21 protein-coding genes are annotated in these 23,872 nt (G+C 74.5%); 11 read left to right on the forward strand and 10 right to left on the reverse strand.

Annotated elements, in window-relative coordinates:
* Positions 1-50: 50 nt before the first annotated feature.
* Genes ACFHW0_RS14920 through ACFHW0_RS14930 form a run of 3 tightly spaced genes read right to left on the reverse strand, consistent with a single transcriptional unit; the run spans position 51 to position 4,623 of the window.
* Entirely contained in the window at positions 51-632 is a 582-nt protein-coding gene (locus tag ACFHW0_RS14920; RefSeq protein WP_416608009.1) for an isochorismatase family protein, read from the reverse strand.
* Between the two features lie 12 nt (positions 633-644).
* Complete coding sequence (locus ACFHW0_RS14925; RefSeq protein ID WP_416608012.1) at positions 645-1,931, reverse strand: nicotinate phosphoribosyltransferase; 1,287 nt, start codon at positions 1,929-1,931, stop codon at positions 645-647.
* 16 nt (positions 1,932-1,947) lie between these two features.
* Positions 1,948-4,623 carry a LuxR C-terminal-related transcriptional regulator gene (locus ACFHW0_RS14930; protein ID WP_416608015.1) on the reverse strand — a complete coding sequence of 892 codons (2,676 nt, stop codon included), beginning with the start codon at positions 4,621-4,623 and terminating at the stop codon, positions 1,948-1,950.
* 298 nt (positions 4,624-4,921) lie between these two features.
* Between ACFHW0_RS14930 and ACFHW0_RS14935 the strand changes: the two genes are divergently transcribed.
* From ACFHW0_RS14935 to ACFHW0_RS14980, 10 genes are all read left to right on the forward strand, one after another.
* The gene (locus tag ACFHW0_RS14935) at positions 4,922-6,367 is read left to right on the forward strand and encodes a hypothetical protein (protein WP_416608018.1); all 1,446 of its coding nucleotides are present in this window, start codon (positions 4,922-4,924) and stop codon (positions 6,365-6,367) included.
* Positions 6,368-6,515: 148 nt separating this feature from the next.
* Positions 6,516-6,806 carry an ATP-dependent Clp protease adapter ClpS gene (gene clpS, locus ACFHW0_RS14940; RefSeq protein WP_416608020.1) on the forward strand — a complete coding sequence of 97 codons (291 nt, stop codon included), beginning with the start codon at positions 6,516-6,518 and terminating at the stop codon, positions 6,804-6,806.
* Positions 6,807-6,808: 2 nt separating this feature from the next.
* Positions 6,809-7,303 carry a DUF2017 domain-containing protein gene (locus ACFHW0_RS14945; RefSeq protein WP_192581321.1) on the forward strand — a complete coding sequence of 165 codons (495 nt, stop codon included), beginning with the start codon at positions 6,809-6,811 and terminating at the stop codon, positions 7,301-7,303.
* Positions 7,304-7,356: 53 nt separating this feature from the next.
* Positions 7,357-7,845: a Mov34/MPN/PAD-1 family protein gene (locus tag ACFHW0_RS14950; protein ID WP_416608022.1), complete on the forward strand. Its 489-nt coding sequence runs from the start codon at positions 7,357-7,359 to the stop codon at positions 7,843-7,845.
* A gap of 73 nt (positions 7,846-7,918) precedes the next feature.
* Positions 7,919-8,272: a MoaD/ThiS family protein gene (locus ACFHW0_RS14955; protein ID WP_121396341.1), complete on the forward strand. Its 354-nt coding sequence runs from the start codon at positions 7,919-7,921 to the stop codon at positions 8,270-8,272.
* 15 nt (positions 8,273-8,287) lie between these two features.
* Positions 8,288-9,253, forward strand: a complete 966-nt coding sequence (locus ACFHW0_RS14960) for a PLP-dependent cysteine synthase family protein (RefSeq protein ID WP_416608025.1) — start codon at positions 8,288-8,290, stop codon at positions 9,251-9,253.
* Positions 9,254-9,539: 286 nt separating this feature from the next.
* A complete protein-coding gene (locus ACFHW0_RS14965; protein ID WP_416608027.1) occupies positions 9,540-10,286 on the forward strand; it encodes an MBL fold metallo-hydrolase in 747 nt (248 codons plus the stop codon).
* A gap of 65 nt (positions 10,287-10,351) precedes the next feature.
* Positions 10,352-11,080, forward strand: coding sequence for a ribonuclease PH (gene rph / locus ACFHW0_RS14970; protein ID WP_121396338.1), 729 nt, complete (start codon positions 10,352-10,354; stop codon positions 11,078-11,080).
* On the forward strand, positions 11,077-11,694 hold the full coding sequence (gene rdgB, locus ACFHW0_RS14975) for an RdgB/HAM1 family non-canonical purine NTP pyrophosphatase (RefSeq protein ID WP_121396337.1): 618 nt from the start codon (positions 11,077-11,079) through the stop codon (positions 11,692-11,694). The genes rph and rdgB overlap by 4 nt, the downstream gene beginning before the upstream one ends.
* 22 nt (positions 11,695-11,716) lie before the next feature.
* The gene (locus tag ACFHW0_RS14980) at positions 11,717-12,631 is read left to right on the forward strand and encodes an AEC family transporter (protein ID WP_416608029.1); all 915 of its coding nucleotides are present in this window, start codon (positions 11,717-11,719) and stop codon (positions 12,629-12,631) included.
* 87 nt (positions 12,632-12,718) lie between these two features.
* Here ACFHW0_RS14980 and hutH read toward each other — a convergent pair whose 3' ends face one another.
* From hutH to ACFHW0_RS15010, 6 genes are all read right to left on the reverse strand, one after another.
* Positions 12,719-14,254, reverse strand: a complete 1,536-nt coding sequence (hutH, locus tag ACFHW0_RS14985) for a histidine ammonia-lyase (RefSeq protein ID WP_416608031.1) — start codon at positions 14,252-14,254, stop codon at positions 12,719-12,721.
* Complete coding sequence (hutI, locus tag ACFHW0_RS14990) at positions 14,251-15,456, reverse strand: imidazolonepropionase (RefSeq protein WP_416608033.1); 1,206 nt, start codon at positions 15,454-15,456, stop codon at positions 14,251-14,253. Before hutI ends, hutH begins: the two co-directional genes overlap by 4 nt.
* Entirely contained in the window at positions 15,453-16,811 is a 1,359-nt protein-coding gene (locus ACFHW0_RS14995; protein WP_416608035.1) for a formimidoylglutamate deiminase, read from the reverse strand. Before ACFHW0_RS14995 ends, hutI begins: the two co-directional genes overlap by 4 nt.
* A 112-nt stretch (positions 16,812-16,923) precedes the next feature.
* The gene (locus ACFHW0_RS15000) at positions 16,924-18,123 is read right to left on the reverse strand and encodes an allantoate amidohydrolase (RefSeq protein WP_416608037.1); all 1,200 of its coding nucleotides are present in this window, start codon (positions 18,121-18,123) and stop codon (positions 16,924-16,926) included.
* Between the two features lie 55 nt (positions 18,124-18,178).
* Positions 18,179-19,837 (reverse strand): urocanate hydratase, encoded by a 1,659-nt coding sequence (gene hutU, locus ACFHW0_RS15005; RefSeq protein WP_416608040.1) that lies wholly within the window; start codon positions 19,835-19,837, stop codon positions 18,179-18,181.
* 17 nt (positions 19,838-19,854) lie between these two features.
* A complete protein-coding gene (locus tag ACFHW0_RS15010) occupies positions 19,855-20,706 on the reverse strand; it encodes a MurR/RpiR family transcriptional regulator (protein ID WP_416608042.1) in 852 nt (283 codons plus the stop codon).
* A 205-nt stretch (positions 20,707-20,911) separates the two neighbouring features.
* Here ACFHW0_RS15010 and ACFHW0_RS15015 point away from each other — a divergent pair, with 205 nt between their 5' ends.
* Positions 20,912-22,855, forward strand: coding sequence for a trypsin-like peptidase domain-containing protein (locus tag ACFHW0_RS15015; RefSeq protein WP_416608045.1), 1,944 nt, complete (start codon positions 20,912-20,914; stop codon positions 22,853-22,855).
* Between the two features lie 20 nt (positions 22,856-22,875).
* Here the strand turns inward: ACFHW0_RS15015 and ACFHW0_RS15020 are convergent, their stop codons facing one another.
* A complete protein-coding gene (locus ACFHW0_RS15020; protein WP_416608048.1) occupies positions 22,876-23,721 on the reverse strand; it encodes a glycosyltransferase in 846 nt (281 codons plus the stop codon).
* Between the last annotated feature and the right edge of the window lie 151 nt (positions 23,722-23,872).

Consider the following 23,872-nt stretch of genomic DNA (forward strand, 5'->3'; position numbering starts at 1 on the left):
CGCCGGACATCCTCGGCCGGAGGTACGACACCCGCCAGCGAATTACCGCCTCATGCGGCCCTGACCACAGGCTCCCCGCGCATGGTGACCCCGGCGCCCTCGAAGGCGCGCAGCGCCACGTCGGTGGTGCCCGGGGCGACCCCGGCGGTCAGGTCCAGCAGGACGGTGGTGGCGAAGCCCTCCCGGGCGGCGTCCAGGGCGGTCGCCCGTACGCAGTGGTCGGTGGCGATCCCGACCACGTCGACCCGGTCGACCCCGTGCCGGCGCAGCCAGTCGGCCAGGCACTCGCCGTCGTCGGCGTGCCCCTCGAAGCCGGAGTACGCGGCGGCGTGCTCGCCCTTGTGGAAGATCGCCTCGACCCGGTCCGTGGCCAGGTCGGGGTGGAACTCCGAGCCGGGGGTGCCCACCACGCAGTGCCGCGGCCAGGAGTCCACGAAGTCCGGCGGGTCGCCGAAGTGGGCGCCCGGGTCGACGTGGTAGTCCTTCGTCGCGACCACGTGGTCCCAGCGGTCCGGCTCGGCGGCGAGCAGCCGGGTGATCCCGGCCGCCACGCCGGCCCCGCCGCCCACGGCCAGCGAGCCGCCCTCGCAGAAGTCGTTCTGCACGTCGACGATGATCAGCGCGTTGCTCACTGGTGCTCCTTTTCAGTCGGCCGGGACGACCGTGACCGGGATGGCCGGGTCGCCGGCGGAGAGCTTCAGCCCCTCCCAGGGGATGGAGATCAGGCACTGCCGCAGGTGCTCCCGCGACTCGTCCAGACTCGGCCGCTCGACCGGCTCGCCGCCGGCCAGGAACGAGTGCTGGAGCAGCCGGTCGTTGGGCCGGGGGTCGGGCACGCCCTGCGGCACGACGATCTCCTCGGTGGCGGTGCCGGTCGGCTTGTGCCGGCGTACGGCCACCTTCCGGCCGCCGATGGTGGCCTTGTGCTCGGAGCGCTTGACCACCGGGCGGCCCTCGACCTCGACGAGCTTGTAGACCAGCCCGGCGGTGGGCGCGCCGGAGCCGGTGACCACGGCGGTGCCCGCGCCGTACATGTCGACCGGTTCGGCGGCGAGCGAGGCGATGGCGTGCTCGTCGAGGTCACCGGAGACGATGATCTTGGTCTCGGTGGCGCCCAGCGAGTCGAGCAGCTCGCGGGACTGCTGCGCGATCACCGCCAGGTCGCCCGAGTCGATCCGTACGGCCCGCAGGTCGGGCCCGGCCACCGCGATCGCGTTGCGGATGCCCTGGCTGATGTCGTACGTGTCGACCAGCAGCGTGGTGTCCTTGCCCAGCGTGGCGACCTGCGAGGCGAACGCGGCCCGCTCGTCGGTGTGCAGCAGCGTGAACGCGTGCGCGGCCGTGCCGGCGGTCGGGATGCCGTAGCGCCGCCCGGCGGCGAGGTTGGAGGTGAACCGGAACCCGGCCAGGTACGCGGCCCGTGCCGCGGCCACCGCCGCCTCCTCGTGCGCGCGCCGGGAGCCCATCTCGATCAGGGTCCGCCCGCGGGCGGCGGTGACCATCCGCGCGGCGGCGGCGGCGACGGCGCTGTCGTGGTTGAGCACGGAGAGGATGAGCGTCTCCAGCACCACGCACTCGGCGAAGCCGCCGGAGACGGTGAGGATCGGCGAGCTGGGGAAGAACAGCTCGCCCTCGGCGTAGCCCTCGATGTCACCCGTGAAGCGGTAGTCGCGCAGCCAGGCGGCGGCCTGCTCGTCGACCACCCCGGTACGCCGCAGGAAGTCGACCTCGTCGGCGTCGAAGCGGAAGTCGCGGATCAGCTCGATCAGCCGGCCGGTGCCGGCGACCACGCCGTAGCGACGACCGGCGGGCAGCCGGCGGCTGAACACCTCGAAGACGCAGCGGCGGTCGGCGGTGCCGTCGCGGAGGGCGGCACTGACCATGGTCAGCTCGTAGTGGTCGGTCAGCAGCGCGGGGCGAAGGGTGCTCACCGCCCCAGCCTAGGGTTCACCCGTTCTCGCCGCCGTCGTGGCCCGGGATCGCCCGCAGGGCGGCCCGCAGCTCGGCCCGGCCGGCGACGCCGAGCTTGCCGTAGATCCGCTGGAGGTGGTTCTCCACGGTGCGGGCGGAGAGGTAGAGCCGCTCGGCGATGACCCGGCTGGTCACCCCGTCGGCGGCGAGCCGGGCCACCTGCCACTCGCGTTCGCTCAGCGCCGGGGAGCCGGCCTGCAACGCCGGGGTACGGATCAGGTCGCAGCGACCGAGCAGCGCGGCGAGGCGTTCCCGGGCCGTGGCCGCCGCCGGGGACCGCCGCCGGCGCAGCCGGTCCAGGGCGGTGGCGGTGGCCTCCGCCGCGTAGACGGCCAGGTCGAGCGCGTCGAAGCTGTCGGCGACCGCCAGCAGCTCGTCGGCGGATCCGCCCGCGGCGGCCCGGGCGTGCCGGGCGAGCAGCGGGGGCAGCACCCCGTCGACCCGTTCGGAGAGCTCGGCGAGCCGCTGCGCGACGGTGCGCCGGCTGCCGTCGGAGCAGGTTGGGCCGAGCGGCGCCGTCGCCTGGTCCAGCCGGACCAGGTCGTGCAGCACGTGCACCTCGTGGCCGGCGAAGCCGTCCGCGCGCAGCCGGTCGGCCAGCCCGCTCAGGTGCTTGACGGCGCCGGACACGTCGCCACCGGCGGCGAGCACCGCGCCCCGGGCCTGCTCCAGCCACGGGTACAGCACGACCATGCCCGGGGCGTGGGTGCGGTCGGCCTCCGCCATCGCCTCGGCCGCCTGCGCGGCGTCGCCCCGCAGCGCCGCCGCCTGGGCCCGCTCGGCCTGGGCCAGGCCCGCGTAGACCCGGCTGGTGGCGAGCACCGCGCAGGCGCCGAGGCTGGTCCGCAGCGCCGCGTCGCTCTGGCCGCGCAGCCGGGCCGCGTACGCCTGGAGGACGGCCAGGTAGCCGGTGCCGAGCCGGAAGTCGCCGGCCCCGGCCAGGTCGGCGAACTCGTCGGCCACGATCGCGTCGATGCCGGCCAGGTCGCCCGCGAGCGCCAGCCGGGTGCCCCGGGCCAGCTCCAGGGCCAGTTGCAGGTACGGCATGTCCGCCCGCCACCGACCCACCTCGGCCTGCACCTGGTTGATCGCGGTGGCGCTGCGGTGCAGCCGCCCCTGCGCGGCCTGCAGGTGGGCGATCGTGCTGCGGGCCAGCTCCCGGGCGGCGACGCTCGCGGCCGGCCGGTCCAGCACCGTCTGCCCCAGCCGCAACGCGATGCCGGTGTCCAGCCGGTGCAGCCGCATGATGCCCTCGAAGGCCAGCACCCGGGCCTGGTCGGCGGAGTCCGTCAGGGTCGACCGGCGGGCGGCGATCTCCTCCACGGTGGACTCCCGGCTCAGGCCCCAGTAACTGACCATGCCCCGCACCGTCAGCCAGCGGCTCAGCCGCCGGTCGCCCTCGATGTCGCCGGAGACCGCGTCGAGCACCCCGATCGCCTCGTCCGGCCGGTCGGCGAACATCAGGATGGTGGCCAGCAGCTCCGCCGCGTCGAAGCCGCCGCCCGTGTCGAGCGCCGCGCGGGCCAGTCGGGTCGCCAGCGGTACGTCGTAGCGGGCGAACGCCTGCCGGGCCGCGTCGAGCAGCAGGGCCGGATCCTGCGCGGTGCCCGAGTCGAGCCGCCAGACGGCCACCCGGAGCAGGTCGTCGCGGCGCCGCTTGCCGACCAGCTCCAGCAGCTCGGCGAGGCGGGCCTGCAACCGTCGCGTCCGGCTGACGGGGCAGCGGCGGCGCATCACCTCGCCGTAGAGCGGGTGGGCCAGCCGCACGTTCGCCCGGCGGTCGTCGTGTTCCACGGCGATCAGCCCGCGTTCCTCGGCGGTCTCCACGTCCACCGGGTCGGCGGCCTGGTTGAGCAGGTGCAGGCCGAGCGGTTCGCCGAAGGCGACCAGCTCCACCACCCCGCGTACGCCCGGGGTGAGCTGGCCGATCCGGACGTCGATCAGGTCGGTCAGGTTGGGCGCCAGCTCCAGCCGGCCGGTCCACTTCCAGATCCCGTACGTGCGGGTCAGCTCCCCGCGGTCGGCGGCGAACACCAGCTCGCGCAGCAGCAGCGGGTTGCCCTCGGAGAGCCGGCCGAGCCGGTCGGCGGAGGTGGCGTCGACCGGTCCCTCCAGGATCTCGGAGAGCAGCCGCGTGGTCTCGGCCGGCGGCAGCGGCTTCAGCTCGACGTGCTCGACCAGGCCGTCGGTCCACAGGGCCCGGATCGGCAGCGGGAGCTGCTCGCCGTCGCGCGACGTGCCGACGACCGTGGCGTTGTCGGACCGGGCCACCAGGTGCACCAGCGCCGCCGACGGCGGGTCGAGCAGGTGCGCGTCGTCGACCGCGAGCACGATCCGGCGGCCGGCCGCCTGCTGTTGCAGCACGTCCACCGCCCACCGCAGGATGCCGGCGGGGGAGAGGCCCTGCGGCTGCTCGGTCGGGAGCACCTGGACGAGGCCGCCGAAGGGGAGCGCGGCGGTGGTGGCGCTGGCCGCGATCGACCAGACGGCGTACCCGTCGCGGGGGAGGGCCGCCATCCCCTCGCGCAGCAGTCGGCTCTTGCCGATGCCCGCGTTGCCGCTGAAGAAGATGCCCCGCCCCTCCGCGCCGGTCACCGCCGACAGCAGACGGTTGAGCTCATCCGTTCGGCCGACGAATCCCCACCGACTCATCGGGGCAGCATATCGACCGGAATCCGTCCGCGTGCACATCGTCACGCACCGAAGTTGAGTAGTCTCATAGTTACCCCTGAGTATTCGAAGTGTTCGGTTCGGGGACCTGGTCGCCCGTACTCTTCCGGCATCCGGGTGCCGACACCGGACGATTCCATGCGGCCGGCCGCTGCCGGTCGCCTGCCACGGGAGGCCGCTTTCGATGAAACCCGGTCCTCTCCCTGCCGTCGACAGGCCCGACGACACGGCCGGAGCCGCAGAGCTGCCCCGTCGGGACCGGCTGCCCGTCCGACTGGGCGTGACCGAGCCCCGCCCGGAGGAGCCGCTGGCCGTGATCGGCGTCGGCCCGGCCGGCGCGGGGCGGCGCGAGGTGCTCGCCCGCCTGCTCCAGCTCGATCCGGCCATGCTCGCCGTACCCGCCGGCAGTTGGCTCGTGGTGCGCCACTCCCGGGTGCCGACGCGGGCCGCCTACGTGCCCGGCTACCGCCAGCCCCACTCCTACGGTGCCGACCGGCTGGCCGCCGGGCCGGCGCTCGCGCGCCCGCCGCGCCGGGTCGAGCTGAGCCTGCCCGAGCCCCTGCTGCGGCACTTCAGCCTCGTCGACACGCCGGACACCGGTGCCCTCGGGGTGGCCGGCGGTCAGCTGCTGCTCGACGCGGCGGGCCGGTCCGGGGCGGTGCTCTTCGTGATCGCCGCCGACCAGGCCTTCACCGCCGTCGAGCTCCACCTGCTCGCCGACCTGGCCCGCGCCGGCGTCAGGGTCGTCTTCGCGGTCACCCCGGGCGCGGGCGGCTGGGCCCCGGTGCCGGAGGGCGCGGCGACGACGGAGGGCACGGGGGCGTCCGTCGGGTCGGCTCCCGCACCGGTGGACCCGGTCGCGGTCACCGTCGAGGCGCACCGGGCGGCCCTGCTGGCCGCCGTTCCCGGGCTCGCCGACGCCCGCTGGTTCCCGCTCGACGCCGCGGGTGACGGGGCGGACCTGCGCCGGGCCCTGGTCGGCTGGGCCGCCGACGAGGGGCTGCGACGGGCGAGTGCCGAACCGCCGGTGCTGCCCGGGGCGCACGGCCGGGTGCCGGTGGTGGCCGACCCGGGCGGCTGGTCGGAGCAGCTCGACCGGCAGGCCCGGTCCTCCTCCCGGCGCATCCGTCAGCACCTCGCCCTGGAGGTGGCGAACATCCACCTCCGCGTGGTGCAGGAGATCGTCTTCGGGGTCGGCTGCGCCGGCCTGCCGCAGCTGCTCGACCGAGAGATGGAGGCGCTGTCGCTGCTGGCCACCGCACAGTGCGACGAGGCGGTGCGCGGGCTCCTGGAGGAGGCCGCCGGGCGCGTCTTCGGCGCGCCGCTGCCGGCGGGCGTCCGGCGGCGCCTCTGCGCCCCGGTGCGCTGGGGCCTGACGGAGCACCGGGGCGAGCACGAGCTGGACCGCGTGCTGCTCGTCACCAGCACCGGCGGCGTGGCGGGGCTGACGGGGGCCGGCGCGACCGACGCACTGGCGAGCTACCCGGGCGTGGCGCGCGTGGAGGTGCTCCCGCCGGTGGCCGTGGCCCTCTCGGGCGGCTGCTGGCAGCACTGGCGCAGCCCCGGCAACCACGATGCCAACGCCGCCCGCGCCTGGGCGCAGCGCGCGCTGCGCGAGGTCGAACTGGAACTGTCCCGGGAGGTGTCCCGGCGGTTCGAGGTGGTCCGCCTCTCGCTGGACGGGGTGCTCTCCGATGCTGTCGAGCACGGCATCCTGCTCGCCTGAGGGCGATCCGGTCGCTCGCGGCGTCGGCACCGCGCCGAGGCCGCCGCTCGCCACCGCCGATGCCCTTGACCAGGCCGGACGCGGCGATCCGCGCCGGGCCGGCGTTCCGGTTCCTCGGTTCGGCGAATCCGGTGGCACGATGGGGGGCATGGCGGCTCCGCAGGTTGCACCTGTCGAGACGCCGGACACCAATGAGGTGCCGGCGTCCGACCGGCCGTGGGTGACGATCGTGTGGGACGACCCGGTCAACCTCATGACGTACGTGACCTGGGTCTTTCAGAAGCTCTTCGGCTACAGCCGGGAGAAGGCGGAACAGCTCATGCTGGACGTGCACCACAAGGGTCGCGCCGTGGTCTCCAGCGGCGCCCGGGAGCGGATGGAGCACGACGCGTCGCAGTTGCACGCGTACGGGCTGTGGGCGACGGTGGACCGGTCGTGAGCATGTTCCGTCGCCAGGGCGACCGCTACGTCGTCACCTTCGCCGTCGACGAGGTGCGGGTGCTGCGGAAGGTGGCATCCGAGGTGGTGGGGCTGCTCACCGACGGCTTCGACCACACCGACCCGGTGGTGGGCCGGCTCTTCCCCGAGGTCTACCCGGAGGACCCGTCCGGCACGGCCGAGTTCCGCCGCTACACCGAGGGCGACCTCAAGACCGCCAAGATCGACCAGGCCGGCGCGATCCTCGCCTCGCTGCCCGACGAGGCCGGCGGCGAGGTGCGCCTCGACGCGGAGGCCGCCGAGGCGTGGCTACGGGCGCTCAACGACGCCCGGCTGGCGATGGGCGTCCGGCTGGAGATCAAGGACGGCACCGACCTGGGCGAGGAGCTCGACGACGCCGTCGCCGAGGACCCGACCTCCAGCCGGGTGTTCCAACTGTCGGTCTACGCGTACCTCGGCTACCTCCAGGAATCCCTGCTCAACGCCTTGATCGACTAGGCGTGACCGCCGCCACCTTAAGGTCGCGGCAGGTACGCGTTAGGCTGGACCACGTGCTGAGCATCGACCGGTCGATCGTCGACGCGATCGTCGCCCACGCCCGCCGGGACCACCCCGACGAGGCGTGCGGCGTGGTCGCCGGTCCCGCCGGCAGCGACACCCCCACCCGGCACATCCCCATGGACAACGCGGCCCGTTCCATGACGTTCTACGAGTTCGACTCGATGGAGCAGCTGCGGGTGTGGCGCGAGATGGACGACCGGGACGAGGAGCCCGTCGTCATCTACCACTCGCACACCGCCACGGAGGCGTACCCGTCCCGCACGGACATCTCGTTCGCCGGTGAGCCCGGCGCGCACTACCTGCTGGTCTCCACCCGCGACCCCGGCTCGGAGGAGATCCGCTCCTTCCGGATCGTCGACGGCGTGGTGACCGAGGAGCCGGTCCGGATCGTGGACGCGGGGGTGGACCCGCACGCCGTGCAGTCCTACATGTTCGGGCAGAGCCCGGCGACGGTCGACTACGAGTGTTCCGGCCGCTGATCCAGCGCCGTCACACCCGTCCACGTCCCGTCACCTTCCGGCACGCCCGATCATCATCGAGGAGCACGACACCATGGCCATCGAGGTTCGCATCCCCACCATCCTGCGCAGCTACACCGGCGGCGCGAAGGTCGTCGAGGGCGCGGGCGACACGCTCGCCGACCTGCTCGCCGACCTGGACTCCCGGCACGCCGGCCTGAAGGCCCGGCTGGTCACCGACGCCGGTGCGCTGCACCGCTTCGTCAACGTCTACGTCAACGACGAGGACGTCCGCTTCCTCGGCGCGCTGGACGCCAAGCTCAACGACGGCGACAGCGTGACCATCCTGCCGGCCGTCGCCGGGGGCGCGTTCGGCTTCGCCGCGGCCGCCGCGATCGCCCAGCACGGCGCCGCGGTCGCCGCGCGGTCGGCCGCCGCCGCCCGCTGACGGCGGGCGGTCACCATGGCGCGGTACGACAGCCTTCTCGACGCCTGCGGGGGAACGCCCCTGGTCGGGCTGCCCCGGCTCTCCCCGACGGTGCCCGACGGGGCGCCGCCGGTGCGGCTCTGGGCGAAGCTGGAGGACCGGAACCCGACCGGCAGCATCAAGGACCGGGCGGCCCTGTTCATGGTCCGGGCGGCCGAGGAGGCCGGCCGGCTCCGACCGGGCGACACGATCCTCGAACCGACCAGCGGCAACACCGGCATCTCGCTGGCGATGGTGGCCAAGCTGCGCGGCTACCGGCTGGTCTGCGTGATGCCGGAGAACGTCTCGACCGAGCGCGTGCAGCTGCTCCGGATGTACGGCGCGGAGATCATTTTCTCGCCGGCGGCGGGCGGCTCCAACCAGGCGGTGGCGACCGCCAAGCAGATCTCGGCCGAGCACCCCGACTGGGTCATGCTCTACCAGTACGGCAACGACGCCAACGCCCGGGCACACTACGAGACCACCGGGCCGGAGCTGCTGCACGACCTGCCCACGATCACGCACTTCGTGGCGGGCCTCGGCACCACCGGGACGCTGATGGGCACGGGGCGCTACCTGCGGGAGAAGGTCGACGGCATCCAGGTCGTCGCGGCCGAGCCGCGCTACGGCGAGCTGGTCTACGGGCTGCGCAACATCGACGAGGGCTACGTCCCGGAGCTCTACGACGCGTCGGTGCTGTCCCGGCGCTTCTCCGTCGGCACCCGCGACGCGGTGCTGCGGACCCGGCAGCTCGTCGAGGTGGAGGGCATCTTCGCCGGCTTCTCCACGGGCGCGATCCTGCACGCCGCCCTCGCGGTGGCGCACGAGGCCGTCCGCGCCGGCCAGCGGGCCGACGTGGCCTTCGTGGTCGCCGACGGCGGTTGGAAGTACCTCTCCACCGGGGCGTACGGCGGCACCCTCGCCGACGCGGAGGAAGCCCTGGAGGGCCAGCTCTGGGCGTGACGTCCCGCGGCCGGGCCGCCGACACGCGTCGGTGGCCCGGCCGCCCGGCCCGGCTCCCGCGACGCGACCGGGCCACTCACCCAGCGCTACCGGCGGACGCCGTCTTGTCACGGGATCCGGGCGGGCGGCCCGGGCGGGTGTCACGTTGGTGACAACTTCCTGTGGATGACTCTTGTCGTCGCGCGGGCGCGCGTAGGCTGCCCTGCGTGGCGTACGCGTCGGTAGAGATCATCCACAGCGGGACCGTCGGCGCGGAAACTACGCAGAGTTATAGTGAGATGACTCGATGCGACTGACCGTCCTGGGCTGCGCGGGCAGTTTCCCCGGTCCCGAGTCCCCCTGCTCGGCCTACCTCGTCGAGGCGGACGGCTTCCGGCTGCTGGTCGACTTCGGCTCCGGGTCGCTGTCCAACCTCCAGCGCTACGCGGGGCTGCACGCCCCGGACGCCATCATCCTCACCCACCTGCACTGCGACCACATCCTCGACGCGGCGTCGTACGTGGTGGTCCGCCGCTACGCCCCGGACGGCCCCTACCCGTCGCTGCCCGTCTACGCCCCCGCCGGCGCACCGGACCGGCTGGCCGCCGCGTACGGGCAGGAGGACAGCACGGTCGAGGATGTCTACCAGTTCTACGCCCTCGAACCCGGCACCTTCCCGATCGGCCCGTTCGCGGTCACCGTCGACCGGGTGAACCACCCCGTCGAGACGTACGGCGTCCGGCTGGAGCACGGCGGCCGGGTCCTCTGCTACTCGTCGGACACCGCGCCCTGCGAGTCGCTGCTGCGACTGGCCCAGGACGCCGACACGTTCCTCTGCGAGGCGAGCTACCTCGACGGCGTGGAGAACCCGCCGGACCTGCACCTGACCGGCCGGGAGGCCGGCGAGGCGGCGACCAAGGCCGGGGTGGGCCGGCTGCTGCTCACCCACCTGGTGGCCGCCTGGGGCAGCGAGGCGCACACCGTGGAGTCGGCCGGCGCCGCCTTCGACGGGCCGCTGGAAGTGGTCCGGCCCGGCGCCAGCTACGAGATCTGACCGGCCGGCGCCCGGGGCGGGACACCCCGGGGCACAGCGATCGGGGCACCACATAGGGTGCAGGGATGGCACGACCTGACGGGCGGCGACCCGACGAACTCCGACCTGTGACGTTGACCCGGGGCTGGAGCACCCATCCGGAGGGCTCGGTGCTCGTGGAGTTCGGCGGCACCCGGGTGCTCTGCACCGCCAGCGTGACCGAGGGCGTGCCCCGCTGGCGCAAGGGCTCCGGGCTCGGCTGGGTCACCGCCGAGTACGCGATGCTGCCCCGGGCCACCAACACCCGCTCCGACCGGGAGAGCGTGAAGGGCCGCGTCGGCGGGCGTACGCACGAGATCTCCCGGCTGATCGGCCGGAGCCTGCGGGCGTCCATCGACCTGAAGGCCCTCGGCGAGAACTCGATCGTGCTCGACTGCGACGTGCTCCAGGCCGACGGCGGCACCCGCACCGCCGCGATCACCGGCGCGTACGTGGCGCTGCACGACGCGGTGACCTGGCTGGCCGGGCGCAAGTCGCTGGCCGGCAAGCCGGAGAAGGTGATGCACCGCTCGGTGGCCGCGATCAGCGTCGGGATCATCGACGGCGAGCCCCGGCTCGACCTCGACTACACCGAGGACGTGGCCGCCGAGGTCGACATGAACGTGGTGTGCACCGGCACCGGCGAGTTCGTCGAGGTGCAGGGCACCGGGGAGGCGGGCGTGTTCGCCCGCGCGCAGCTCGACGCCCTGCTCGACCTGGCCGTCGCCGGCTGCGTGGAACTGGCCGAAGCCCAGCGGAAGGCGCTTTTCTCATGAACAAGGTGCTGCTCGCCACCCGTAACCGCAAGAAGCTCGTCGAGCTCCAGCGGATCCTCGACGGCGCGCTCGGCGCGCACCGCGTCGCCCTGATCGGGCTCGACGACGTCGAGGAGTACCCGGAGCTGCCCGAGAGCGGCCTGACCTTCGGCGAGAACGCGCTGATCAAGGCGCGGGAGGGCTGCCGGCGCACCGGCCTGCCGACGATCGCCGACGACTCCGGGCTCGCCGTCGAGGCGCTCAACGGCATGCCGGGGGTGTTCAGCGCCCGCTGGGCCGGCCGGCACGGCAACGACGAGGCCAACCTCCAGCTGGTGCTGGACCAGATCGCGGACCTGCCCGACGAGCACCGGGGCGCGTCGTTCGTCTGCACGGTGGCCCTGGTGCTGCCCGGCGGCAAGGAGCACCTGGTCGACGGCCGGCAGACCGGCCGGCTGCTCCGGTCGCCGCGCGGCGACGGCGGGTTCGGCTACGACCCGATCTTCCTCGGCGACGGCCAGGACCGCACCAACGCCGAGCTGACGCCGCAGGAGAAGGACGCGGTCAGCCACCGGGGCAAGGCGCTGCGGGAGCTGGCCAAGCTGGTCGCCAAGGTGCTGCCGCCCGCGAGCTGACGGACCCGCCCCGGTGCCAGGGGTGCTGACGGGTTTCGCCGTCATCGTCACCGTCATCGCCGTCGGCTACGCGCTCGGCCGTGGCGGGGTGCTGGGACCGGAGGCGGCCACCGTTCTCTCCCGCGTCGCGTTCTTCGTGGCGACTCCGGCGCTGCTGTTCGAGACGGTGGCCCGGGCCGACGTGCCCGCGGTCGTCTCGTCCGCCCTCGTCGTGACGGTGGTGAGCACCACCACCGTGGCGTCGGTGTTCGTCGCCGTCGCGAGGCTCTGCTGGCGCCGCTCCGTCGCGGACGCGACGGTCGGCGCCCTGGCCTCGTCGTACGTCAACGCGGCGAACATCGGCATCCCGGTCGCGGTCTACGTCCTCGGGGACGCCTCGTTCGTCGCGCCCGTCCTGATGTTCCAACTGGTCGTCATGACGCCGGTCGCGTTCGCCTTCCTCGAGGCGGCCACGGCGGGAAGCAGACCGTCGCCCGGCACGGTGGTGCTCCAGCCGCTCACCAACCCGGTCACCATCGCGTGCGCGCTGGGCGTCGGGGCGAGCCTGACCGGCTGGCTGCCGCCGGAGCCGGTCCTGCGGCCGATCGAACTCGTCGCGGCGATGGCGGTCCCCGCCACACTGATCGCGTACGGCCTCTCCCTGCACGGCGCGCCGCGGCCCGGCTCCGGCGACACCGGGCGGGACGTACGGCTCGCGGTCGTCCTCAAGACGGTGGTCCAGCCCGCCGTCGCCTATCTCGTCGCCCGCTTCGCGATGGGCCTGCCGCCCGGCCTCGTGCTGGCCTGCACGGTCACCGCCGCCCTGCCGACGGCGCAGAACGTCTTCGTCTACGCGGTCCGCTACGGCCGGGGCGCGGTCCTGGCGCGCGACTCGATCCTGCTGTCGACGGTGGCCGCCGTGCCCGTGCTGGTCGGCGTGGCGGTGCTGGCGGGCTGAGCCCCGACGTCGGCGCGGTCGCCCCCGGCGCACGTCGGCGCGGCCGACCCCGGGCCACCGCGGCGAAACGGTGGCCCGGGGTGGCCGTCAGTCGAGGGGCCCGATCTCGCGCTCGATGGCGGCGCGCAGCTCGGGCCCGGCCAGCACGTCCCGGGCGGCCTCCATCAGCGGGGCCAGGAAGACGTCCGGCCCGGGTTCGCCGGCGACCCCGCCGAGCGCCGCCACGGCCGCCCGGCCGGCCGGCGACGGGTCGAGCGGGGTGCGCAGCTGGAGCCCGCGTACGCCGGCGAGCAGCTCGACGGCGAGCAGGCTGGTCAGGTTGTCCAGCACGGTGCGCAGCTTCTTGGCCGCCGCCCAGCCCATCGAGACGTGGTCCTCCTGCATGCCGCTGGTGGGCAGCGAGTCCACCGACGCCGGCGCGGCGAGCCGGCGGTTCTCCGCGACGATCCCGGCCGCCGTGTACTGGGCGATCATCAGCCCGGAGTTGACCCCGGCGTCGGGGGAGAGGAACGCCGGCAGCTCCCGGGACCGGGTGACGTCGAGCAGCCGGTCCACCCGGCGCTCGGCGATCGCGCCCACCTCGGCGGCGGCGATGGCCAGGAAGTCGGCGGCGAAGCCCAGCGGCGCGCCGTGGAAGTTCCCGGTCGACTCGACGCGGCCGTCGGGCAGCACCACCGGGTTGTCCACGACCGAGACCAGCTCCCGACCGGCCACCGTGCGGACGAAGTCCAGCGTGTCCCGGGCCGCCCCGGCGACCTGCGGCGCGCACCGCATCGAGTACGCGTCCTGCACCGCGTGCGCGAGGTCGTCGCGGTGCGAGTCCATCACCCGGGAGTCCTGGAGCAGCCGGTGGATGTTCGCCGCCGAGGCCGACTGCCCGGGGTGCGGCCGGATGGCGTGCAGCTCCGGCAGGAACGGCCGCTCCGAGCCGAGCATCGCCTCGATGGCGAGGGCGGCGGTGACGTCGGCCATCGTGAACAGGTGCGCGGCGTCGTGGATCGCCAGCAGCAGCATGCCGAGCATGCCGTCGGTGCCGTTGATCAGCGCCAGCCCCTCCTTGGCGGCCAGCCCGATCGGCGCCAGCCCGGCCCGGCGCAGCGCGTCGGCGGCGGGCAGCCGCTCGCCGGCCGGGCCGAGCACCCAGCCCTCGCCGAGCAGCACCAGCGCGCAGTGCGCCAGCGGCGCCAGGTCGCCGGAGGCGCCCAGCGAACCGTGCTCCGGCACCCACGGCGTCACGTCGTGGTTGAGCAGATCGACCAGCGCCTCGGCGACCAAAGGCCGGACCCCGGAGCAGCCGAGCGCCAGCGAGCGGACCCGCAGCAGCATCATGGCCCGGACCACCTCGCGCGGCATCGGCGCGCCCACCCCGGCGGCGTGCGAGCGGATCAGCGCGTGCTGGAGCTCGGCCCGCCGCTCGGGCGCCACGAAGGTGTTGGCCAGCGCGCCGAAGCCGGTGGAGACGCCGTAGACCGGCCGGCCGGCGGCCTCGATGCCGTCGACGATGGACCGGCTGACGGTCATGGCGTCGACGGTGGCCGGGTCGAGGACGACCTTGGTGGTGCCGCGCGCCACGGCGAGCACGTCGGCGGGGGAGATCCCGGTGGGCAGGATGGTCACGGTCATTGGGGCACTCCGTTGCGCAGGACCTGGCGGATCAGTGGCACACCCGGCCGGTAGGCCAGGTGCAGGTGGGACGGGGCGTCGAGGATCATCAGGTCGGCCCGGGCCCCGGGCCGGAGCACCCCGACGTCGTCGCGGCGCAGCGCCCGCGCGCCGCCGGCGGTCGCGGCCCAGACGGCCTCCGCCGGGGTCATCCGCATCTCGCGTACGGCGAGCGCGACGCAGAACGGCATCGACGAGGTGTACGACGAACCGGGGTTGCAGTCGGTCGCCAGCGCCACGGTGACACCGGCGTCGAGCAGCCGGCGGGCGTCCGGGTAGGGCGAGCGGGTGGAGAACTCGGCGCCGGGCAGCAGGGTGGCGACCGTGGTGGTGTGCCGGCCGTCGGCGCACATGCAGTCGTACCGGGCGGAGGCCAGCGCGTCGACGTCGGCGTCGGTCAGGTGGGTGCAGTGGTCGACGCTCGCCGCGCCCAGCTCGACGCCGAGCTGGACGCCCGGCCCGGGGCCGAGCTGGTTGGCGTGCACCCGCACGCCCAGCCCGACGGCCTGCCCGCAGGCCAGGATGGCGCGGGCGTGGTCGACGTCGAACGCGCCCCGCTCGCAGAAGACGTCGATCCAGCGGGCGTGCGGCGCGGCGGCGGCCAGCATCGGCCCGCAGACCAGGCCCACGTAGTCGTCGGGGCGGTCGGCGTACTCGGCGGGGACCACGTGGGCGCCGAGGAAGGTGGTCTCCTCGCTGACCTCGGCGGCGATCGCCAGCGAGCGGGCCTCGTCGGCGATCGTGAGCCCGTACCCGCTCTTGATCTCCATGGTGGTGGTGCCCTGCCGCATCGCCTCGCCGCGCAGCCGGCGCACGGTGGCCCGCAACTCGTCGTCGCTGGCGGCCCGGGTCGCGCCGACGGTGGTCCGGATGCCGCCGCCGGTGTACGGCTGCCCGGCCATCCGGGCGGCGAACTCGGCGGCCCGGTCCCCGGCGAAGACCAGGTGGGCGTGGCTGTCCACGAAGCCGGGGAGCACGGCGGCGCCCCCGGCGTCCAGGCGCCGGTCGGCGGCGGGCGCGTCGCGGGACGGCCCGATCCAGGCCACCCGCCCCTCCTCGACCAGCAGGGCGGCGTCGCGCCGGATGCCCAGCGGGCCGCCCTCGTCGCCGGGCGGGTCGTTGGTCACCAGCTCGCCGATGTCGTCGACCAGCAGACTGCTCACAAGGTCACCTCCTCGATCGCCGCGGTCAGTTCGGCCGGCACGTCGACGGTCAGGTGCCGGCCGTCGCGCACCACCGTCCGGCCGTCCACCACGACCTGCGTGACGTCGGCGGCGCCCGCCGCGAACCAGACCCCCACCGGCGGTACGCCGGCCGTGCGCGGGCTGTCCAGCCGTACGGTCACCAGGTCGGCCCGCGCGCCCACGGCGATCCGCCCGGCGTCACGCCAGCCCAGCGCGGCGTGGCCGGCCACGGTGGCCGCGTCCGCCAGCTCGACGGGGCCGAAGTGGCCGCGCCGGCGGGTGCGCAGCCGCTCGTCCAGTTCGACCGCGCGGGCCTCCTCGAAGAGGTCGATCACGGCGTGGCTGTCGCTGCCCAGGCTGAGCGGCAGGCCGACGTCGGCCATCCGCCGGGCCGGGCCGATCCCGTCGGCCAGGTCCCGCTCGGTGGTCGGGCAGAGGCAGACGCCCGTGCCGGCGTCCCCGAGCAGCGTGAGGTCGCCGCCGGTCAGGTGGGTGGCGTGCACGGCAGTGGTGTTCGGGCCGAGCGCCCCCCGGTCGGCGAGCAGCCGGGCCGGGGTGCAGCCGTGCGCGGCCCGGCAGGCGTCGTTCTCGGCGGGCTGCTCGGAGAGGTGCACGTGCAGGGGCGCCCCGCGCCGGTCCGCCCACCCGGCCACCGTGGCGAGCTGCCCGGCCGGCACCGCGCGCACCGAGTGGATCGCCGCGCCGACCCGGGCGTGGTCGTCGGCGGGCCGGAACGCGTCGACCCGTTCCGCCCAGCGCAGCGCGTCGCCGTCGCCGAAGCGTCGCTGCGGCCCGGCGAGCGGCTCCCCGTCGACGGTGGCGGTCAGGTAGCAGGTGTCCAGCAGGGTGATCCGGATCCCGGCGTGCGCGGCGGCCTCGACCAGCGCCGCACCCATCGCGTTCGGGTCGGCGTACGGGGTGCCGTCCGGGCCGTGGTGCACGTAGTGGAACTCGCCGACGCAGGTGACGCCGGCCAGCGCCATCTCGGCGTAGACCGCCCGGGCCAGGGCCAGGTACGAGTCCGGGTCGAGCCGCTGCGCCACCGCGTACATCCGGTCGCGCCAGGTCCAGAAGTCGCCGCGCCCGCCGTGGGTGCGTCCGCGCAACGCCCGGTGGAACGCGTGCGAGTGGGCGTTGGCGAGCCCGGGCAGCGTCAGCCCGGGCAGCCGCTCGGCGTCGGCCATGACCTCGACCCCGGCGGGAGGCGTGCTCCCGGCCGTCAGCGGGGTCACTCCGGTGATCCGCCCGTCGGTCGCCTCGATCAGCACGTCGGCGGTGGGCTCGGCGTGGTCGGGCAGCCAGGCGTACTCGGCGAGCCAGCGGGTCCCGGTCATCGCGTGCGCCCCCTGTCGAGCTGAATCGTCTGCGACACCAGTCGATCACCGCGGGGGCGAGTCGTCTGCGACATCAGCTCGACAGGCCGCCGACAACCTCCCCGGGCCGCGTTCACCGGCATGCCAGCTCCTCCACCACGCGGGCCAGGGCGGCGACCCCGGCCGCGCAGTCGGCGTCGCTGGCCGACTCCGCCGGCGAGTGCGACACCCCCGTCGGGTTGCGCACGAAGAGCATCGCCGTGGGCAGGTGCGCGGCGAGCACCCCGGCGTCGTGCCCGGCCCCGGTCGGCAGCACCGGCGCGTCGAGCAGGGTCGCGAGCCGGCTGGCCAGGCCATTGTCGAAGGCGACCAGCGGGGTGGCCGACTCCTCCGTCAGCGCCACCTCCGTACCGTCGCGGCGGGCCCGCTCGGCGGCCTTCGCGCGCACCGCGTCGACCAGCCCCGTCAGCGTCTCCGGCTCGGCGGCCCGCGCGTCCAGCCAGCCGGTCACCTTCGACGGGATCGCGTTGGTGGCGTTCGGCTCCACCGCCACCCGGCCGACGGTGGCGTGGGCGCCGCGCAGCCGCGCCTCCTTGTTGGCCGCCAGCACCGTGAAGGCGTACGTCAGCATGGGGTCGCGGCGGTCGGCCATCCGGGTCGTACCGGCGTGGTTGCCCTCGCCGGTGAACTCGAAGCGCCAGCGGCCGTGCGGCCAGATGGCGCTGGCCACCCCGACCGGCGCGCCGGCGTCGACCATCGCGCGGCCCTGCTCGACGTGCAGCTCGACAAAGGCGGCGAAGCCGCCGAGCAGCTCGGGCCGGGCCCCCGCCGGCCGGGCGCCCAGCGCCTCGGCGAAGCTCACCCCGCCGGCGTCGCGCAACCCGGCCGCGCGCTCCACCGCGATCTCCCCGGCGAGCAGCCGCGACCCCAGGCACGGTACGCCGAACCGCGCGCCCTCCTCCTCGACGAACGCGCCGACCACGACGGGGCGGTCCGGCGCGACGCCGGCCGCGCGCAGCTCGTCGACGGCGAGGAACGCGCTGACGATGCCGAGCGGCCCGTCGTAGGCGCCGCCGTGCGGCACCGAGTCGAAGTGGCTACCCGTCAGCACCGCGTCGCCGGCCTCCGGGTCGCCCCACCGGGCGAAGAGATTGCCGTTGCCGTCGTCGGTCACCGGCATGCCCCGGCGGTCGGCCTGCTCGCGGAACCACTCCCGCAGCCGCAGCTCCGGCGCGGTCAGCGCGTAGCGCAGGTAGCCGCCGCTGCCCTCGTCCCGCCCGACCGGCGCGATCTCGTCCCACAGCGCCCGGAACCGCCCGGCGAGGCCACTCACGCGGTACCTCCGTTGTTCGCGGCTGCGGGGCTCCGCTGCGCTGCACTCCTCGCGCTCACGCGGTGCCTCCCTCTGCCATCGGCACCCGCACGCCGGTGGCCTCCGCGACCTCACGGGCGGCGTCGTAGCCGGCGTCGACGTGCCGGATGACGCCCATCGCCGGGTCGTTGGTGAGCACCCGCTCGATCTTCTGCCCGGCCAGCGCGGTGCCGTCGGCCACGCAGACCTGCCCGGCGTGGATGGACCGGCCGATGCCGACCCCGCCGCCGTGGTGGATCGACACCCAGGACGCCCCGCTGGCGGTGTTGACCAGCGCGTTGAGCAGCGGCCAGTCGGCCACGGCGTCGGAGCCGTCGGCCATCGCCTCGGTCTCCCGGTACGGGCTGGCCACGCTGCCGCAGTCCAGGTGGTCGCGGCCGATCACCACGGGCGCCGACAGCTCGCCGGAGGCGACCATCTCGTTGAACCGCACCCCCGCCCTGTCGCGCTCGCCGTAGCCGAGCCAGCAGATCCGCGCCGGCAGGCCCTGGAAGGCGACGCGCTCGCCGGCCATCCGGATCCACCGGGCCAGCGACTCGTTCTCCGGGAACAGCTCCAGGATCGCCCGGTCGGTGGCCGCGATGTCGGCCGGGTCGCCGGAGAGCGCGGCCCACCGGAACGGGCCCTTGCCCTCGCAGAACAACGGCCGGATGTACGCGGGCACGAAGCCGGGGAAGTCGAAGGCCCGCTCGAACCCGCCGAGCTTCGCCTCGCCCCGGATCGAGTTGCCGTAGTCGAAGACCTCCGCGCCGGCGTCGAGGAACCCGACCATCGCCTCGACGTGCTTCGCCATCGACGCCCGCGCCCGGTCGGTGAACTCGACCGGCTTCGCGTTCGCGTAGTCCCGGGCGTCGGCCGGCTCCACCCCCTCCGGCAGGTACGACAGCGGGTCGTGCGCGCTGGTCTGGTCGGTGACGACGTCGATGTCGACGCCCCGGCGCAGCAGCTCCGGGAAGACCGTGGCCGCGTTGCCGACCACGCCGACGCTCAGCGCCCGCCGGTCCCGCTTCGCGGCCAGCGCCCGCTCGACGGCGTCGTCCAGGGAGTCGGCGACCTCGTCGAGGTAGCGGTCGTGCACCCGCCGGTCCAGCCGGCTGCGGTCCACGTCGACGACCAGGCAGACGCCGCCGTTCATGGTGACCGCGAGGGGCTGCGCCCCGCCCATCCCGCCGCAGCCGGCGGTGAGCGTCAGCGTGCCCGCCAGGGTGCCGCCGAACCGCTTGGCGGCGACGGCGGCGAACGTCTCGTAGGTGCCCTGGAGGATGCCCTGCGTGCCGATGTAGATCCACGAGCCGGCGGTCATCTGCCCGTACATGGTCAGGCCGAGCTGTTCGAGGCGGCGGAACTCCGGCCAGGTGGCCCAGTCTCCCACCAGGTTGGAGTTGGCCAGCAGCACCCGGGGCGCCCACTCGTGGGTACGCATGACGCCCACCGGCCGGCCCGACTGCACCAGCATGGTCTCGTCGTCGCGCAGGTCGGTCAGGGTGCGCACCAGCGCGTGGTACGACGGCCAGTCCCGCGCCGCCTTCCCGGTGCCGCCGTAGACCACCAGGTCGTCGGGGCGCTCGGCCACCTCCGGGTCGAGGTTGTTCATCAGCATCCGCAGCGCGGCCTCCTGGGGCCACCCACGGGCGGTGCGTTCGGTGCCGCGTGCGGCGCGGACGGGCTGGGTCATCTCGGCTCTCCTCCGGGTCATCCGAGGAACAACTGGCGGCGGGCGGCGGAGGCTTCGAAGGCCTCCAGCCGACGCTGGGTGTCGGTCGGGGCGGCGTCGCAGATGGCCTGGAGCAGCACCATGGCCAGGGTCATCGGCGCGGTGTGCAGGTCGAAGACGAGCTGCGCGCCGACGGCGGCGGGCAGCACCACGTCGGCGTGCTCGGTGGCCGGGCTGACCGGCGAGTCGGTGATGGCCACCACGGTGAGGCCGGCGGCCCGGGCCTCGCGCAGCGCGTCCAGGGTCTCCCGGGGATAGCGGGGCAGGACGAAGGCGAGCAGGGCGCCCGCCCCGGCCTCGGCGGCCTGTTCGAGGCGGTCGGTGAGCAGGCTGCCGCCGTCGTCGAGCACCCGCACGTCGGGGTGCACCTTGGCGGCGAAGTAGGCGAAGTAGGCGGCCAGCGGGGCGGCGGCGCGCAGGCCGAGCACCGGCAGGGGGCGGCTTGCGGCCAGCAGCCTCCCGGTCTCGGCGATCCGGTCCCGGTCGGCGAGCTGCCCGGCGAGGCGGTCGAGGTTGCCGATCTCGGCGCGTACCGCCTGCTGGAGCTCGTTGCCGGCGTCGGTGGCGTCGCCCGGGGCGCCGGCGGTCAGCTCGCGGAGCCGGCGGCGCAGCGCGGGGTAGCCGTCGTGGCCGAGCGCGACCGCGAACCGGGTGACCGACGGCTGGCTGACCCCCGCCAGCTCGGCGACCTCGGCCGCCGACAGGTACGCCGCGGCCGGCGCGTGCTGCACGAGGCAGTGCGCGATGCGGCGCTGGGTGGGGGTGAGCCGGACCCCCTGGAACAGGTCCAGCACCCGCTCGGTGGGCGCCACGACAGCTCCCTCATTCATGTCGCGACTCTATGCATGAAAACTTTCACAAGCAACAGGGGCGAACGGTCCGTGGTGCCACTCTGAAGTGGACAAATGGTTTGGCTCCGGACGGTGCCCGGGTCGTGACGCGGCCGGTGGGGGTGCTGTCCCCCGACGACCGGCCGAGGCCCGCGCGAGCATCGCCTCTGTAGGATCCGCACGGCGGTTGAGCAGAGGAGTTGGCATGCAGCCGGATGGCCCGTACAGGTTCACCCACATCCTGGGCACCTGCCAGGTCGGGAAGGCATGGGCGGCCATCGACGCGCAGGGCCGCTTCGTCACGGTGGCCGTGCTCGACGCCGTCGTGGCGAACGACCCGCGCTGGCGGGAGGCCTACTCGGCCATGGCGAACGTGCTGGCCCAAGGGCCCGACGGCCAGGCCTACACGTACGCGGACTTCTCGGCCCCCGCCCCCTGGGTCGCCTACCCCGCCGAGGCCGGCCCGGGCGCGGAGAAGCTCCTGCAAGCGTTGGGCGTCGAATACCACCCGGTCGCACCCGGGCCGGGCACCCCGGCATCAGTGTCCGCGCCACCCCGACCGGTGTCCTCCCAGCCCGCCTCCACGCCTCCGCATCCGGTGTCCGGCGCGCCGCACCCGACGTCCGCTCCGCCGCACGTCCCGTGGGCGGTGCAGGCCGGGCCGATGCCCCACCAGCCGGACGCCTCGACCCCGAATCCGGTCTCCGCCACGCCCGCGCCTTCCTGGGACGCGCCGACCACCGTGACCCCCGCGCAGCCGGCCGTCAACGCGCCCTTGTCGCCGGCCGCTGCGCCGTACGACCCGTTCTCCGCGCAGGCCCCACGGATCAGGCCGTCGGAGCCCGCCAAGCGACGTACCGGCGTCTGGATGGGCGTCGCGGCCCTCATCCTCGTGATCGCCCTCGGCACGGGCGCTGCCGTCTGGGCGCTCGCCCCGGGCGAGTCCGCGCAGCCCGGGACGGCGCCGACCGCAGGTCCCTCGGCATTCCCCAGCGGGGCCGCGGTCAACCCGGGCCTGAAGCCGTGGGCGCAGGCGGCGCCGTACAGCCCGGAGGAGCGGGCGTTGGCCATCGCGGCCCCCGCCATGGTCTTCATCGAGGCGGTCTTCACCGGCGTGCTGCGGGAGACGAAGTCCAACGTCCCGCTCAGCGCCACCCCCATCACCTTCAAGCGGCGGTGCACGGGGTTCGTGGTCAACCCGGGCGGCCAGGCGCTCACCAACGGTCAGTGCGTACGGCCGGAGGAGGACGCCACCCGGGAACGGGCGCTCTACACCCTGGGCCGGATCCTGATCGAGCAGAAGAAGCTCACGGCGTCGGCCCTGGACGAGTACGTCCGCACCAAGATGGCCACCACCAGCTTCACCGGCAGCCAACCCGGAACCGAGCCCACCAACGAGGTGTTCGGGCAGCTCAACGTGGCGCGCGGCGACCTGACGGCCGATCCGGCCGCGCCGGTCGAGGTGGTACGCGTCCTCCCCGTTGACAACGGCAACCTGGCGCTCGTTAAGCTCACCCAGACCAACGTTCCCGCGGTCGAGCTGAACACGGAGGCCACCCTCGGCTCCGGGACGTCGCTGCTCGTGCTCGGGTACAGCACCACCGACACCGACTTCCGGGCCGCGACCTACACCCTCCAGTCGAAGTCCGTGCAGGTGGCCGGCACCGCCAACCAGGGCTCGGTGGCCGTCGCCCGGATCAACGGCGACGTCGGCATCTATTCGCACGGGGGGATCGCCGTCGACACCAGCGGTCGGGTCGTCGGGGTGCTCGACAACGACCGGGCCGCCAACGGTGGAGCCAACCGCGCCCTGGTGCCGGTCCAGGTGGTGAGAGGGCTGCTCGGCGAAGCCGGTGTCCAGGGCGGCCTCGCGGATCCGGACCGGGAGTACCGCAGCGGCTTGGACGCCTTCTTCGCCGGTCGGGACGCGGAGGCGATCAGCCGGTTCGACACCGTGGCGAAGTCGTCGCCCACCAACCTGCTCGCTCAGGCCTACCGGCAGAACGCTGTCGACCGGGCCCGGCTGGCGGGGGAGAAGCCCGAGTCCTCGAGGCTGCCGGCCGCGCTGCTCGGCGGCCTGGCGGCCGCGCTGCTGGCCGGACTCGTCGTCGCCGTGGTGGTGCTGTTGCGTCGCCGGTCCGGTCGCTGACCATCGCACCGGTCCGCGGGTCAGCGCGTGGAGTCGTCGCGTCCCCAGGCATCCCGCGGGTGACGTCGTGACCTGAGTACGGCGACCACCGTGATGGCCACGTACACCATCGCCGCCGGCGCGAGCCACGGCCGGGGAAGGACCACGTCGCGAAGCCAGGATGACGGCGCGGAGGCACGGATGCCGGTGTGGCTGGTCCGCAGCATGGTATTGCCGGCACGCACCCGGGCCAGGGTCCGGACCAGGTCCCGGGTGCGCCGGGGGGCCTGCACGTAGGACGTCGCGCCGGTCACCTCCCGCTTCTCCTCGGAGGAGAACTGCGAATCCAGGTAGAGGTCGTCGGCGATCTGCTCCGGGAAGCGGTCGAACCGCTTCCGACCGGCGGCGGAAACGCCCATCGCGCCGCGGCCGAAGAGCGCGTCCTCGAAGATGGGCAGCCGCGTGTTGATGGCGTAGTAGGCCCGCACCGCCAACGACCGGTCCTTCGTCACCAGGTGGCGGCGGGGCATCACGGCAAGCGGCGGCGTGTCGCCGGCGCGAAGCACGGCGGCCATCTCGCGCAGCGCGCCCGGGCTCAACACCACGTCCGCGTCGAGGTAGATCCGGGGGAAGCCGCGCGCCGCGGAGTCGCCCACGTTCAGTGCGTTGGACTTGCCGGCCTGCGCGACCTCGACGACCCGGACGCCCGGCCGACTGGCGGCGACCCGGGCGGTGTCGTCGGTGCAGCCGTTGGCGACCACGACGATGTCGAGTTCGCCGGGGGCGGCGTCGGCTAGGAGCGCGTCGAGGCAACCACCGATGACCCGGGCCTCGTTGTGCGCGGCCATCACCACGCTGATCGTCGACAACTCACCGGGGGTAGTCACATCAGTTCCACACTTCCGCGCGATGGTCGGGACGCCTGCTCCACGGCCGTCGGACGGACGGTCCACGTCACGCACCCGCCTCGAACCGGGCGCAGGCGCGGCGGTAAAGCTTGCCGGACGTCCGGGCTGTGCCGCAACACCAGTTCCGGTC

The sequence above is a fragment of the Micromonospora sp. LOL_025 genome, from assembly GCF_048060285.1.
In the GTDB taxonomy this organism is placed as follows: domain Bacteria; phylum Actinomycetota; class Actinomycetes; order Mycobacteriales; family Micromonosporaceae; genus Micromonospora.

Excerpts from the sequence above, each read along its gene's own strand:
- ACFHW0_RS14930 (WP_416608015.1), bottom strand. The coding sequence starts at position 4,623 with ATGAGTCGGTGGGGATTCGTCGGCCGAACGGATGAGCTCAACCGTCTG.
- clpS (WP_416608020.1), top strand. The coding sequence starts at position 6,516 with ATGGCGGCTCCGCAGGTTGCACCTGTCGAGACGCCGGACACCAATGAG.
- ACFHW0_RS14945 (WP_192581321.1), top strand. The coding sequence starts at position 6,809 with ATGTTCCGTCGCCAGGGCGACCGCTACGTCGTCACCTTCGCCGTCGAC.
- ACFHW0_RS14955 (WP_121396341.1), top strand. The coding sequence starts at position 7,919 with ATGGCCATCGAGGTTCGCATCCCCACCATCCTGCGCAGCTACACCGGC.
- ACFHW0_RS14960 (WP_416608025.1), top strand. The coding sequence starts at position 8,288 with ATGGCGCGGTACGACAGCCTTCTCGACGCCTGCGGGGGAACGCCCCTG.
- ACFHW0_RS14965 (WP_416608027.1), top strand. The coding sequence starts at position 9,540 with ATGCGACTGACCGTCCTGGGCTGCGCGGGCAGTTTCCCCGGTCCCGAG.
- rph (WP_121396338.1), top strand. The coding sequence starts at position 10,352 with ATGGCACGACCTGACGGGCGGCGACCCGACGAACTCCGACCTGTGACG.
- rdgB (WP_121396337.1), top strand. The coding sequence starts at position 11,077 with ATGAACAAGGTGCTGCTCGCCACCCGTAACCGCAAGAAGCTCGTCGAG.
- hutH (WP_416608031.1), bottom strand. The coding sequence starts at position 14,254 with ATGACCGTGACCATCCTGCCCACCGGGATCTCCCCCGCCGACGTGCTC.
- ACFHW0_RS14995 (WP_416608035.1), bottom strand. The coding sequence starts at position 16,811 with ATGACCGGGACCCGCTGGCTCGCCGAGTACGCCTGGCTGCCCGACCAC.
- hutU (WP_416608040.1), bottom strand. The coding sequence starts at position 19,837 with ATGACCCAGCCCGTCCGCGCCGCACGCGGCACCGAACGCACCGCCCGT.
- ACFHW0_RS15010 (WP_416608042.1), bottom strand. The coding sequence starts at position 20,706 with ATGAATGAGGGAGCTGTCGTGGCGCCCACCGAGCGGGTGCTGGACCTG.
- ACFHW0_RS15015 (WP_416608045.1), top strand. The coding sequence starts at position 20,912 with ATGCAGCCGGATGGCCCGTACAGGTTCACCCACATCCTGGGCACCTGC.